Consider the following 12,908-nt stretch of genomic DNA (forward strand, 5'->3'; position numbering starts at 1 on the left):
CCCCCCTACCCGGGAAGCCGAACACCATTCTGTGGACAGACCTGCGGCAAGCGCCTCCGCCTGTGGAAAACCGCGGCGACTCGAAGGCCGGGACGGCGGGGGAAAAGGGGCGACCCCCGCCGGGGGGGAGAGCGGGGGTCGCCGAGCGGTCCGGCTCTGGGGGGGTAGAGCCGGTCCCGTTTCAGAAGAAAGCTTTCAACAGCCGACCGGAGCCTGGCAAGGGGATCGCAATGCAAACCCATGCACAGTTACTCCAGTATGCGGAGATACCACCTCATGCTGCCCGATCCACGCAAGTTTCGTCGAGGAGAAATCTTTGATTTCTGCTGGTTTTTTAAGGTAACGACCCGGTCTCCGTGACATCGGGCTGCGATCACTCCCATCCCCGGCTCCGATGGCGACCACTCTCGGTGAGCGCATCCGGCGTCTCGATCCGGCCCGTCCGGACGACGATCGGCGGCCTCGCAGAGCGAGAAGACGTACGGGATGGTTCATCCTTTTATGCCCCCCGATCCGTAAAGGTCTTGACGCCGGGGGTTCCCACCAGCCTGGATCCGGCGTACAAAGGTTGCACGGACCACCTGTCCGGGCACGACCCCGGGTACCCACGCGCCGTCAGCCGCGGGAGGCACTTTGGATCGGGCTTGTCCCGCTCCAATGATTATGAGGTGCACGCTTGGTAACCCGGTGGAGCGTGCCGGCGACGGCGCCCCATCCCAGGGGCGTCGTCCGCTTTACTGGGGGCGGATGTCACGGATGTCCCTGATCGACAGCGTTCCATGATCAACCACGCCCCATGATCCCGGCAACCGGCCCAACTCCTCCCCGGCCGGACCCGGCTCACCCCGAACCAGCCGGACCATGGCGACCACGTCCGCCGGACGGCGCGTTCGACGCCCTCGCCCTCGTTGCCCCAAGGCTCTCAACCTCGTTGCATGGCCTCACAGATCGCCGTGGTCTCGCGCACGCCCAGGGTGACCGCCGAGGCGCAGTGACGCACCCAGGTCGCCACGCCGTCGGCGGTGCCGCTGAGATAGGCCCGCAGACCGTCCGCATACGCGGGGCCGAGTTCGAGGTGCCCCACTTCGACGGCCACCAGCGACTTGGGGTCGAGACCGAACTCCACCAGCGTCAACCGTTCCGCCGCCCGTGCGACCACCCCGTCCGCCGTCCCGAAGGGACGCAGGACCATCAACTCCGCGTGGACGATGGCGGCGAGCACCAGTGCGGGCGCCTTGGAGGAGGACGTCACCAGGCCGACCAGCCCGTCCACCCGGGCCACCGTCTCCTCGGGGCCGGGAGCGGGCCCCAGGCCGAGCGGGTCCGGCACGACGGAGACGGAGCGGGGACGGCCGAGGTCTTCCGTCAGGCCTGTGGCGGCGAGTGTGTGCAGCCTGGCCAGCACCTGACGGGGTGCGGTGCGCCAGGTCGCGCCGAGCCGTCCCAGCTCCGCCGAGACGCGCAACGCGCCTTGGATCACGGGGTCGGTGGCCTCGGGGACGGCTTCCAGGGGAACGTCGACACCCGCCAGTGCGGCCGACGCGCGGGCACCGCGCAGCGCCGACCTGGCCGACACGTCCGGGCTCTTGCGCCGGAGCACGCGGTGGCCGTAAAGCCGGTCGACGGCCTTGCGCGCACCGGCGACCGCTTCGGACACCTCGGGCATTTCTGCGATGACAGCCAATGGGTCGCTCACGGTGCCCGACCTTACCGGGCGGTAGGGGAGCTACCGGAGAGGGCTTCGGCGATGGCGCGGACGACGAAGACGTCCCGCGAACGGGCGGAATCCGACGGCCGGGTGGACGGAGGAGGCGGCGCAGGCCACGGGTGGCGACCGGGCCGGCCGCGGGGACCGGAGCGGTGACGGAGGCCGGGAGGGTGACCGGGACGACGGCGGGAGCGAAGATGAAGGCGGTGACCAGGACGGCGTCGAAGGCAGGAGCGAGGAGGAGGGCGTGGGGAGGCATGCGACGAGCGGTACGGGAGGCGGTGGGGAAACCGTTCAGCGAACGCATCCCGCCGCCCGGCGCACCGCCGTGATAACGCGCGTTGAATAACGCCCTCTACCTTCCTAAGGTGTCGAAAACGCAACGCTTCCTAACCATCTCATATCACTATCAAGGCAATTTGTAGGTATATGCCATCTCCTCACCACTTGGTACAGACCTGTCTAGACCTCTTGTGGCGAGGACCGCTGGCCTGGTGAAGTGGAACACGACCCGACAGCAGTACGTAAGGAGTGCGTAGTGGCCCCGGAGACCTCTGGTTCCGAGTCGCGTGAGACCCAGGAGACCCTGTCGAACCTGCTCCACGAGACCCGACGGTTCGCCCCTCCCGCCGACCTGGCCGCGACCGCGAACGTGACCGCCGACGCCTACGCCGAGGCCCAGAAGGACCGTCTGGCCTTCTGGGAGAAGCAGGCCGACCGGCTGACCTGGTCGAAGCGCTGGGACAGCGTCCTCGACTGGAGCCCGCCCTTCGCCAAGTGGTTCGTCGGCGGAGAGCTCAACATCGCCTACAACTGCGTCGACCGCCACGTCGAGGCGGGTCGGGGCGACAGGGTCGCCTACCACTGGGAGGGTGAGCCGGAAGGCGACAGCCGTACGCTCACCTACGCCGACCTGCAGCGCGAGGTCGCCAAGGCCGCCAACGCGTTGCGGGAGCTGGGCGTCGGCAAGGGCGACCGTGTCGCGATCTACATGCCGATGATCCCCGAGTTGCCGATCGCGATGCTGGCCTGTGCCCGCATCGGCGCGATCCACTCGGTGGTGTTCGGTGGATTCTCCGCGAGCGCGCTCAGCGGTCGCATCAAGGACGCGGACGCCAAGATCGTGATCACCGCCGACGGCGGTTACCGCCGCGGCGCGCCAAGCGCGCTCAAGCCGACCGTCGACGAGGCGCTGAAGGAGTGCCCCGGCATCGAGCACGTGCTGGTGGTCCGCAGGACCGGCCAGGACGTGGAGTGGACCGACAAGGACGTCTGGTGGCACGACCTCGTCGAGCGGCAGCCGGACGTCCACGAGGCCCTGCCGCACGACGCCGAGCACCCTCTCTTCATCCTCTACACCAGCGGGACGACCGGCAGGCCCAAGGGCATCCTGCACACCACCGGCGGTTACCTGACCCAGACCGCCTACACGCACCACGCCGTGTTCGACCTCAAGCCCGAGACCGACGTCTACTGGTGCACCGCCGACATCGGCTGGGTGACGGGACACTCCTACATCGTCTACGGCCCGCTGGCCAACGGCGCGACCAGCGTCATCTACGAGGGCACCCCGGACACCCCGCACCGCGGCCGGTTCTGGGAGATCGTGCAGAAGTACAAGGTCACGCTGCTCTACACGGCCCCGACCGCCATCCGCACGTTCATGAAGTGGGGTGACGACATTCCCGCAAAGTACGACATGTCGTCCCTGCGGATCCTGGGCAGCGTCGGCGAGCCGATCAACCCCGAAGCCTACGTCTGGTACCGCGAGCACATCGGCGGCAACCGTACCCCGGTCGTGGACACCTGGTGGCAGACCGAGACCGGCGCCATCATGATCAGTCCGCTGCCCGGCGTGACGGAGGGCAAGCCCGGCGCCGCCATGCGCCCGCTGCCCGGCATCACCGCCGACGTCGTGGACGACCAGGGCAACAGTGTCGGCAACGGCGGCGGCGGTTACCTCGCCATCCGTGACCCGTGGCCGTCGATGCTCCGCACGATCTGGGGCGACGACCAGCGTTACATCGACACCTACTGGTCCCGCTTCGAGGGCATGTACTTCGCCGGCGACGGCGCCAAGAAGGACGAGGACGGTGACATCTGGCTGCTCGGCCGGGTCGACGACGTCATGCTCGTCTCCGGGCACAACATCTCCACCACCGAGGTCGAGTCGGCGCTCGTCTCGCATCCGAAGGTCGCCGAGGCGGCGGTGGTCGGCGCGACCGACCCGGTCACCGGCCAGGCCATCGTGTCGTTCGTGATCCTGCGCGGCAGTGTGGAGGAGAGCGAGGACATCGCCACCGAGCTCCGCAACCACGTGGCCAAGACGCTGGGCCCGATCGCCAAGCCGCGTCAGATCCTGGTCGTCCCGGAGCTGCCCAAGACCCGCTCGGGCAAGATCATGCGCCGCCTGCTGCGTGACGTGGCGGAGAACCGCAGCATCGGCGACGTCACCACGCTGGCCGACAGCGCGGTGATGAACCTGATCTCCGCGAAGCTGCCCGGCGCCAAGAGCGAGGACTGACCGGGACGATGTAGACGAGTGTCTCCCGCCGGGGCCGCGACCGACCGGGCCAGGCCGGGCCAGGCGGGTATCTCGGCGAACGGGCACCGAAGGGACGACAAGGCCCCGGGAGGCGTTCAGGGGCACCCGGGACCCGCGGCGCGGCATACAAGCAGTGAGCACACCACGGGCGCGGCCTCCGGCGACGGGGGCCGTGCCCTCCGCATGCCCCCGCCGACCGGGCCGTTCTCCCCGGCGCCGGGGAGAACGGCCCCGCCGCCCGTCCTTCGTGGTCGGCCTCCCCGCTCGCCCGTACCGTGTCCCCGGCTGCGGGCCGGCTCTTCCGCACCGCCCCCGCCGCGCGCGAACCCGGCCGGGATCTTCACCGTGGACTTCTGTAGTCTGGTGATCAGGTGTGCCGGAAGCCCGGTCGGCCGGTGGGGGACGCCCCCTTGTGTTCCCGGAGGTCTCATGCCCCGCAACGGTGTTCACCCGACCGCCGCCGGGGTAGCTTCCCGGCGTGTCGACCCGCGTGCACCGCGACTCCGGCGAGAAGAGACCCCGTCAGACCGGATGGCCGGTCGTATTCGCGTCGTCCCGGAGAGCCTCACGCCGCGCGCGTGATCCCGCCACAGCGCAGCATGATGGTTGACACCGACCTTCGATGGGAGATCGTCCTTGCCAGCCGCCACACGGCAGAAGCCAAGGGATTCCGGCCCGCACGGGCCGGGTCTCCCGCCTCGCCGACGGTCGCCCCGGTTCCGGACCCGGGCCGGCTCTCACCCGGCCTCCGCCGGCCCCGCATCGCGCGGGCCGGCCGGTGGAGTGCGGCGGCATGGTGCTCACCGCCGGACAGTCGGTACCGTACCAGGCACGTTCCGTTACCGTTACGCGTTTCCTCCCCGCGGCTGAAGCCCGGGATCTCCATACTGGAGGATTTCGATGACAGAAAACCCGCCCGCGGAACCGCAGGAGGAGTCGCTGGGCGCGCTGGTCGCCGCCGCCAGCGACCACATCTCCACCCTGGTCCGTGCCGAGATAGAACTCGCCAAGGCGGAGTTCAGGTTCGACGCCAAACGGGTCGGCATGGCCGCGGGCCTCTTCGGCGCCGCCGCCTTCATGGGCCACCTCTGCCTGATCCTCGCCTCGTTCGCGATCGCGTACGGCCTGGTCGCCCTGGGCGTGTGGACATGGCTGGCCTTCACGATCGTCACCGTCTTCTATCTGATCGTGGCGGGGTTGCTGGTCTTCGTCGGCATCCGGCGGCTCAAGGGTCTCACCGGGATGAAGCGAACCCTGCGCTCGCTCAAGACGATCAAGAGCGGCGAGACGGCACCCGGTCTTCCCACCCCTGCGGCCCCGCCCACCGCGGGCCAGGTCGGCAGCCACCGCGAGCCGGTGAGACCGACCAGGTGAGCCGGCCCGACGAGTCCCTGGTCGCGGTGGAGGGTCCCTGGACCCACCGCGCCGTGCACGCCGGCGGCACCCGTTTCCACGTCGTGGAGGCCGGTACGGGACCGCTGGTGCTGCTCCTGCACGGCTTCCCGCAGTTCTGGTGGAGCTGGCGTCACCAGCTCGTCTCGCTGCCCGCGGCGGGATACCGCGCCGCCGCCGTCGACCTGCGGGGCTACGGCGCCAGTGACAAACCGCCGCGCGGCTACGACCTGTACACCCTGGCCGCCGACGCGGCCGGGCTGATCCGCGCGCTGGGCGAGACCGGAGCGATCGTGGTCGGCCACGGCTGGGGCGGCCTGATCGCCTGGACGATGGCCGTGACCGACCCCAAGGTGGTCCTGCGGCTGGTCCCGGTGTCGGCACCGCACCCGCGCAGGCTGCGCAGCGCACTGTTCGGCGAGCCGTTCGGCCAGCTCATGGCGGCCCGCTACGCGCTGGGCTTTCAGTTGCCGCTGCTCCCCGAGCGCCGGCTGACCGCCGCTGGAGGCGCCCTGGTGGGGCGGCTGCTGGAGCAGTGGTCGGGGCCCGGCTGGCCGGAGGAGGACGTCTCGAAGACCTACCGTGAGGCGTTCCGCATCCCCAGCGTCTCGCACTGCGCGCTGGAGTACCACCGCTGGTTCGGCCGCTCCCAGTTCCGCCCCGACGGAACGCGCTACGCGAGAACCATGCGTGCCCAGATCAACGTGCCCACCCTGCAGGTGCACGGCGCGCTCGACAGGCACGTGCTGCCCCGCACCGCCCAGGGTTCCGGCCGCTACGTGACGGCTTCCTACCAGTGGCGGCTGGTCGAGGGCGCCGGGCACTTCCCGCACGAGGAGCGCCCGGAGGAGTTCGACGCCGAGCTGGTCCGCTGGCTCGCCGACCCGGAGGCCGACCGGTGAACGGACGCGACCGCGACTCCGACGGCAGGCCCAGGAACCAGCGGCCTCGCGACGCGTTCGGACGCCCGCTGCCACACGGCGCCGAAGGCGTCGAACGCGTCCCCGACGACTACGCCCCGAGCGCGGAGGAGGCCCTGGCCGAGGCGCGGCGGCTGCTGGGCGAGCGACGGCCGTTCCACGCCCACGAGGTGCTCGAAGGACGCTGGAAGAACTCCCCGCAGGAGGAACGGGAGCTGTGGCAGGGGCTGGCGCAGATCTGCGTCGGCCTCACCCACCTGCAACGGGGCAACCGGCGCGGAGCCGCGGCGCTGTTCGCGCGCGGAGCCGACCGGATCAGCCGGTACGGCATGTCGTACGAGCGGCTCGCGAAGACTGCCTACCTGCTCGACGAGCTGGAGGCCGACGCGGCGATCGCCAGGGTCGAGGCCCTGCTGTAGGCCCCGCCCGCGGCCCCGGGCACCGGTCAGTTCTGGTCGCACTCCTGGGTGCCGACCCGGTTGAACAGCTTGGAGCCGTCCTCGGCGTCCGGCGCGACCTCGGCGGCGGTGAGGACGTAGCCGGTCTCCTGCTGGTCGAGGGCCGCCGCGAAGACGACACCGTAGACCTTCCCCTCCGGGGTGAGCAGCGGACCGCCGGAGTTGCCCTGCTGGACCAGGCCGCGGATCGCGTAGACGTCGCGGTAGACGGTCTTGTCCTCGTAGATGTTGAAGCCCTTGGCCCGCTGCTGCACCCGGATGCGGGCCGGACGCAGGGTGTAGCCCTGGCCGTGCGGGAAGCCCGCGACGATCGCGTCGGCGCCCTTCTTGGCGGTGCCGTCGAAGCGCAGGATCGGCATGTTCAGGTCGGGGACGTGCAGGACGGCGATGTCCCGGTCGGGGTTGTAGAGCACGACCCGGGCGGCGTGGGACCGGTTGGTGTAGTCGGTGACCTGGAGGCTCTGGTCGACTCCGGCGACCACGTGCGCGTTGGTCATGACCTTGTTCTGGGCGAAGACGAACCCGGTGCCCTCGATGTGCTTACGGCAGCTCGACGCGACGCCCTGGACCTTGACGATGCCCCGGCGGGCCCGGGAGAGGTAGCGGTTGCCGGTGGCCACGCTCCGGTCGGGCGGCGCGACCTCGACGAACTGACCGGCTCCGAGCGCGTCGAACACCTTGGGGAAGCCCGAGGTGTCGATGAAGTTCTTGAACGGCTTCTGCCACTCCTTGGCGGCGGTGGGCAGCGCCTGGTCGACCGTGCTCAGCAGCAACGACTTGTTGACCTGCTCGCTGATCAGGGTGAAGTGCGAGGAGGCCACCAGGGAACCGATCAGCCAGGCGATGATCAGGACCGACAAGGCGCTGGCGAAGGTGCCGCCGACCGCGTCGACGACCTTGGCGGGCTCCCAGGTCACGTGACTCCGGACGACGGCGCCGATCGTCGAGGAGGCGAACTGCCCGATCGTGGCGGCGAGGAAGACGATGACGATCGCCAGCAGCGCGCGCTCGGTGTCGCCGTCGACCAGGGCTCCGGCGATCGGCGGGGCGATGAACATGCCGAGCAGGCCGCCGCCCACGAAACCGACGAAGCTCAGGGCTCCGATGATGAATCCCTGGCGGTACCCCGACACCGCGAAGGCCACCATCAACGCGATCAGGACGAGGTCGAGGAGATCACCGGTCACTCCTTTACGTTATCCAGACGTCGCCCCGCGCGTGCACACCTTGTCGGAGGTCTGTGCCGTTATCGTGGCCGGATGGCAACGATCGGGGGGTCGGCGCCCGTGGCGGCTCTCATCGAGACCGCGCTGCGCGACCGGGACCAGGACGGCGTGATCCGCTGGCAGGCGATCGAGGAGCTGCAACGCAGAGGCGACCTGGAGACCTTCGACGCGGCCAGGCGCCTGTGCGCGGGCGAGACACCGGCCGAGCGCATGCTCGGAGTCGACATCCTGGGCCGGCTCGGTTTCGCCGACCGGAGCCTGCCGGTGCTGCGTGCCCTGGCCGCCCGCGAGGACGACTGCCTGGTGCTCTACTCGGTGCTGATCGCCTTCGGGCACCTGAGGGACCGCCGCGCGCTGCCGTCGGTGATCACCCTGGCCGAGCATCCCGATCCGGGGGTGCGGTACGGCGCGGCGTACGCGTTGCCCAACATCATGGGAAGTCCGCCCGACCCGACCGGGCTGGCCGCCCTGCGGCGGCTGATCCACGATCCGGACGACGACGTGGCCGACTGGGCGTGTCTCGGGCTCGCCCTGTCAACGGGACGCGAGGTTGAGGACGTCCGGCGGAAGATCCTCGACCCGTGAGTGGTCCCAGGGAAGCGCGAACCCCGAGCCGGCGAGCACCCCGTCGAGCACTCCCGCGGTGAACCCCCACACCAGCAGCCCGCGCACCCGGAACGCCGGCCCGCAGTGACCGCCGGGGTGGCGGAGCCTGAGCCGGTTGGCCGGGTCGACGAGCTCCCGGATGGGGACCCGCTCCACCGACTCCACCTCGTCGGGGGAGGCCGCGTGCACCACGCAGGGCGTGTGCCACCAGGCGAGTACCGGGGTCACCCGGTTGTCGCTGCGGCTGACGTACAGCTCGGGCATGGTCCCGACCACGTGGACACCGGCCGGGTCGAGACCGGTCTCCTCCTCCGCCTCACGCAGCGCCGCGGCGACCGGGCCGCCGTCGTCGGGGTCGACCCCGCCGCCGGGGAAGGCCGGCTGGCCCGCGTGCGTGCGTCCGCGGGAACTGCGCTGGATGAGCAGCACGTCGGGCCCGAACGGCCCCTCCCCGAACAACAGCAGCACCGCGGCCGGTCGCCCGCCCGACGCCGGTGGACGCAGCAACGGGGGAACCTGCATCCGCGCGACCCGCTCCGCCAGCGTCTCCAGCCACCCAGGGACTTCCACGGGCACACCTCCGGTCTTCTGCAACACGCCGTCCCGCCACCCGCTTCCCGGTCTCGGCCGGCGGAAGGCGGGAAACCCGCGAGCGGTCACGAGAAGGGGCCGGGACGCACCAGTCTGGCGGCCTCCACCGGGTCGGCGGGGCCGATCCCGTACGAGGGGCAGAGCGTCGTGAGCGGGCAGGCGCCGCAGGCTGGCCTGCGGGCGTGGCAGACGCGGCGGCCGTGCCAGATCAGGTGGTGGGACGTCATCGTCCAGTCGCGCCTGGGGATGAGTCCGGCGACGACCTGCTCGATTTTCACCGGATCGGTCTCCGCGGTCCAGCCGAACCGCCGGACGAGCCGCTGGAAGTGGGTGTCGACGGTCAGCCCCGGCGTGCCGAAAGCGTTGCCCAACACGACGTTGGCCGTCTTCCTGCCGACGCTCGGCAGCGTCACCAGGTCCTCCAGCCGGCCCGGGACCTCGCCGCCGAAGCGTTCGCACAGGACCTGGGCCATCCCGATGATGCCGGCGGCCTTGGCCCGGAAGAACCCGGTGGGCCGGATGATCTCCTCCAGCTCGGCCCGGTCGGCCGCGGCGTAGTCTTCCGCCGCCGGGTACCTGGCGAAGAGGCGGGGTGTGACGGTGTTGACCCTCTTGTCGGTGCACTGCGCGGACAGGATCGTCGCGACCAGCAACTCCAGCGGATTGCCGAAGTCGAGCTCGCAGTGCGCGTCGGGGTAGGTTTCCGCCAGAATTCGGGCCATCCGCCGAGCTCGGCGGACCAAGGCGAGCCGGGACTCCCCGGATGGACTGGCGTTGCGGAGCACCCCGACAGCCTACGCTCAAGGGCCGCCGGAGAGTCGTGCGGTGGAATGGGTCACAATTACTGCGTGAGCCGTGAAACAGGAGGCACCGTGAACACCGACGACGTGCTGGGCAAAGCCCCTCTGTTCGCCGCGCTCGACCGTGAGGGCGCCGCCGCGCTGCGCACGAGCGTCTCCGAGGTGGAACTGTCCAAGGGGCAGACCCTCTTCAGCGAGAACGAGACCGGCGACCGCCTCTACGTGGTGCTCGAAGGGAAGATCAAGCTTTCCCGCACCGCGCCCGACGGCCGGGAGAACCTGCTCAGCGTGCTCGGCCCCGGCGAGATGTTCGGCGAGTTGTCCCTGTTCGACCCTCGTCCGCGTACGGCGTCCGCCACCGCGCTGACGGACGTCCGCCTGGCCGGCCTCGGTCACGACGACCTGCGTCCCTGGCTGACCGGCCGCCCCGAGGTGGCCCTGCACCTGCTCCGAGCCCTGGCCCAGCGGCTCCGCCGGACCAACGACGTACTGGCCGACCTGGTCTTCACCGACGTGCCCGGCCGGGTGGCCAAGGCCCTGCTCGACCTGGCCGACCGCTTCGGACAGAAGGTCGACGACGGCGTCCGCGTCCACCACGACCTCACCCAGGAGGAGCTGGCCCAGCTGGTCGGCGCCTCGCGCGAGACCGTGAACAAGGCGCTGGCCGACTTCGCCCAGCGCGGCTGGCTGCGCATCGAGGCCAAGGCCGTGGTCATCATGGATATGGACCGCCTGCACAACCGTTCGCGCTGACCGTGTCGCCGGCCGCCCCGCCCGGGTGGCTCCGGCGCGTGGGAGGGACGGGCCTGTCATGGGCCATGCCGCCCGTCCCGCACGGGACGGGCGGTCTCGGAGCCGGGGCTTCGGCCGGGGACGGTCGCGGAGCCGGAGCGGGCGGTGTCAGAGCCCGTCCAGGTAGGCGAGCTGCGCGCGCACCGACATCTCGGCGGCGGACCAGAGCGACTCGTCCACGTCCGCGTAGACGATCTCGACGATCTGCCGGGGTGTGACCGCCCCCCGTTCCCGTGCCGCCCGGATCTGGTCCAGCCGCCGCCGTCGGTGCGCGACGTAGCCGTCGAGCGCTCCGATCGGGTTGGGCAGCACGGGGCCGTGACCCGGCAGCAACGCCTCCGCGCCGACCTGCTCGACCCTGGCCCGGAGCAGGTCCAGGGAGCGCAGGTAGTCGGCCAGGTCACCGTCCGGGGCGATCACCGTGGTGCCCCGGCCGAGGACGGTGTCGCCGGTGAGGATCGCCCGGTCCTGCGGCAGCCAGAAGCAGAGCGAGTCGAACGAGTGGCCGGGCGTGCCGACCACGTGCAGTTCCACGTCTCCGGCCACGAGCACGTCCCCGTCGCCGAGCCCCTCCTCGCCCAGGCGGTGCGCCGGGTCCAGGGCCCGTACCGGCGCGCCTACCAGGGCGGCGAAGGCGGCGGCACCGCCGCTGTGGTCGTGGTGCCCGTGGGTGAGCAGGATCGCGACGACCCGGCGGCCCTCCAGATGGGCGGCGACCCTGGCGAGGTGCCCCTCGTCGTCCGGCCCCGGGTCGACGACCAGTGTCTCCTCCCCGTCGCCGATCACCCACGTGTTGGTGCCGTCCAGGGTCATCTCGGACGGGTTGGGGGCGAGGAGGTTCAGCGCGTGCTCGGTACCCGCCCCGTCGGGCCCGGTGAGGGGGATCCGCAGCCCGCTCACACGCCACCGAACCGGTAGCCGTCGTCGAGCACGATCCGCATCTCCCCGTCCACCTCGGCGATCCTCGGCATGAACGTCACGATCTCACGTTCGGTCGCGAGCACGTCGGCGACCTTCTCGTACGCGGCCAGCTCGCCGAGCGTGCGGTGGGTCGGCGGCATCAGGAAGATCTGGCCCTCCGCCGCGCGGGTGATCACGTCGGCGGGCCGTGCCCAGAGGACCTCGTCGGCCTCGCCGCCGACGTCACGGGTGCGCTGACCGGACGGGAGGGCCGCGACGAAGAACCGGGTGTCGAAGCGGCGGCTCTCGACCTCGGGGGTGATCCAGTGTGCCCAGGGCCGCAGCAGGTCGGAGCGGAGGACCAGGCCGCGCCTGCCGAGGAAGTCGGCGAAGGACAGGGTCCGGTCGATCAGCGCGAGCCGGTCGGCCTCCCAGTCGTCCCCGGTGGTGTCGGCCACGACGGATCCGGTGGGGGTTCCGGCGAGGAGCACGCCCGACTCCTCGAACGTCTCCCGCACGGCCGCGCACACCAGGCCCCGGGCGGTCCGCTCGTCGGCGCGGAAGACCTCACCCCAGGCCGCGGGGGACGGCCCCGACCAGGCGATCGCCTGGTCGGCGTCACGCGGGTCGAGCGACCCGCCGGGGAAGACGTAGGCCCCCGCCGCGAAGGCCATGCTCGCCTTGCGGCGCAGCAGGTAGACCTCCACGGCGCCGGAGCCCTCGCGCAGGAGGGCCACCGTCGCGGCGTCCCTGGCCGGGACGGGTTTCACCTGCCCGGCCAGGATGCCGCGTGCATGCTCGCCCAGCTCACCGGGAAGCGGGATACCGCCCATTCCGACCCTCCACCAGAACATCGCTCGGTTGCAGGTCCATCATGTGGCACGGCTCCGTCCCGGACAATCGCCGGGGTTCCGGCGTCCTGTTCCCATCTCCGGCCGCCGCACACCGACCGTCGCCGCACACCGGCGCC

The 12,908-nt window shown here is 71.0% G+C and carries 12 protein-coding genes; 6 read left to right on the forward strand and 6 right to left on the reverse strand.

What is annotated here, in order from left to right; translation table 11 throughout:
• Positions 1 to 922: 922 nt before the first annotated feature.
• The gene (locus tag F4562_RS15230; protein WP_184537459.1) at positions 923 to 1,666 is read right to left on the reverse strand and encodes a Fic family protein; all 744 of its coding nucleotides are present in this window, start codon (positions 1,664 to 1,666) and stop codon (positions 923 to 925) included.
• Positions 1,667 to 2,246: 580 nt separating this feature from the next.
• On the opposite strand from F4562_RS15230, the gene acs reads away from it, so the two are divergent.
• The 4 genes from acs (at position 2,247) to F4562_RS15250 (ending at position 6,984) form a co-directional block, all read left to right on the forward strand.
• A complete protein-coding gene (gene acs, locus F4562_RS15235; protein WP_184537457.1) occupies positions 2,247 to 4,232 on the forward strand; it encodes an acetate--CoA ligase in 1,986 nt (661 codons plus the stop codon).
• Positions 4,233 to 5,153: 921 nt separating this feature from the next.
• A complete protein-coding gene (locus tag F4562_RS15240) occupies positions 5,154 to 5,627 on the forward strand; it encodes a phage holin family protein (RefSeq protein WP_184537456.1) in 474 nt (157 codons plus the stop codon).
• Complete coding sequence (locus tag F4562_RS15245; protein ID WP_184537454.1) at positions 5,624 to 6,547, forward strand: alpha/beta fold hydrolase; 924 nt, start codon at positions 5,624 to 5,626, stop codon at positions 6,545 to 6,547. Before F4562_RS15240 ends, F4562_RS15245 begins: the two co-directional genes overlap by 4 nt.
• A complete protein-coding gene (locus F4562_RS15250; RefSeq protein WP_184537452.1) occupies positions 6,544 to 6,984 on the forward strand; it encodes a DUF309 domain-containing protein in 441 nt (146 codons plus the stop codon). Before F4562_RS15245 ends, F4562_RS15250 begins: the two co-directional genes overlap by 4 nt.
• 26 nt (positions 6,985 to 7,010) lie before the next feature.
• Here F4562_RS15250 and F4562_RS15255 read toward each other — a convergent pair whose 3' ends face one another.
• Positions 7,011 to 8,210 (reverse strand): MarP family serine protease, encoded by a 1,200-nt coding sequence (locus F4562_RS15255; protein WP_184537449.1) that lies wholly within the window; start codon positions 8,208 to 8,210, stop codon positions 7,011 to 7,013.
• 72 nt (positions 8,211 to 8,282) lie between these two features.
• Here F4562_RS15255 and F4562_RS15260 point away from each other — a divergent pair, with 72 nt between their 5' ends.
• Positions 8,283 to 8,834 carry a HEAT repeat domain-containing protein gene (locus F4562_RS15260; protein ID WP_184537447.1) on the forward strand — a complete coding sequence of 184 codons (552 nt, stop codon included), beginning with the start codon at positions 8,283 to 8,285 and terminating at the stop codon, positions 8,832 to 8,834.
• On the opposite strand, the gene F4562_RS15265 is transcribed toward F4562_RS15260, so the two are convergent.
• Together F4562_RS15265 and nth are read right to left on the reverse strand one after the other, a co-directional pair.
• Positions 8,784 to 9,425, reverse strand: coding sequence for an NUDIX hydrolase (locus tag F4562_RS15265; RefSeq protein WP_311733792.1), 642 nt, complete (start codon positions 9,423 to 9,425; stop codon positions 8,784 to 8,786). The two genes, F4562_RS15260 and F4562_RS15265, sit on opposite strands and share 51 nt — an antisense overlap.
• An 86-nt stretch (positions 9,426 to 9,511) precedes the next feature.
• Positions 9,512 to 10,231: an endonuclease III gene (gene nth, locus F4562_RS15270; RefSeq protein WP_375782450.1), complete on the reverse strand. Its 720-nt coding sequence runs from the start codon at positions 10,229 to 10,231 to the stop codon at positions 9,512 to 9,514.
• 45 nt (positions 10,232 to 10,276) lie between these two features.
• Here nth and F4562_RS15275 point away from each other — a divergent pair, with 45 nt between their 5' ends.
• Positions 10,277 to 10,999, forward strand: a complete 723-nt coding sequence (locus F4562_RS15275; RefSeq protein ID WP_184537444.1) for a Crp/Fnr family transcriptional regulator — start codon at positions 10,277 to 10,279, stop codon at positions 10,997 to 10,999.
• 147 nt (positions 11,000 to 11,146) lie between these two features.
• On the opposite strand, the gene F4562_RS15280 is transcribed toward F4562_RS15275, so the two are convergent.
• Together F4562_RS15280 and F4562_RS15285 are read right to left on the reverse strand one after the other, a co-directional pair.
• On the reverse strand, positions 11,147 to 11,938 hold the full coding sequence (locus F4562_RS15280) for an MBL fold metallo-hydrolase (protein WP_184537442.1): 792 nt from the start codon (positions 11,936 to 11,938) through the stop codon (positions 11,147 to 11,149).
• Positions 11,935 to 12,771 carry an NUDIX hydrolase gene (locus F4562_RS15285; RefSeq protein WP_184537440.1) on the reverse strand — a complete coding sequence of 279 codons (837 nt, stop codon included), beginning with the start codon at positions 12,769 to 12,771 and terminating at the stop codon, positions 11,935 to 11,937. The genes F4562_RS15280 and F4562_RS15285 overlap by 4 nt, the downstream gene beginning before the upstream one ends.
• Positions 12,772 to 12,908: the final 137 nt, after the last annotated feature.

Source organism: Streptosporangium becharense (assembly GCF_014204985.1).
In the GTDB taxonomy this organism is placed as follows: domain Bacteria; phylum Actinomycetota; class Actinomycetes; order Streptosporangiales; family Streptosporangiaceae; genus Streptosporangium; species Streptosporangium becharense.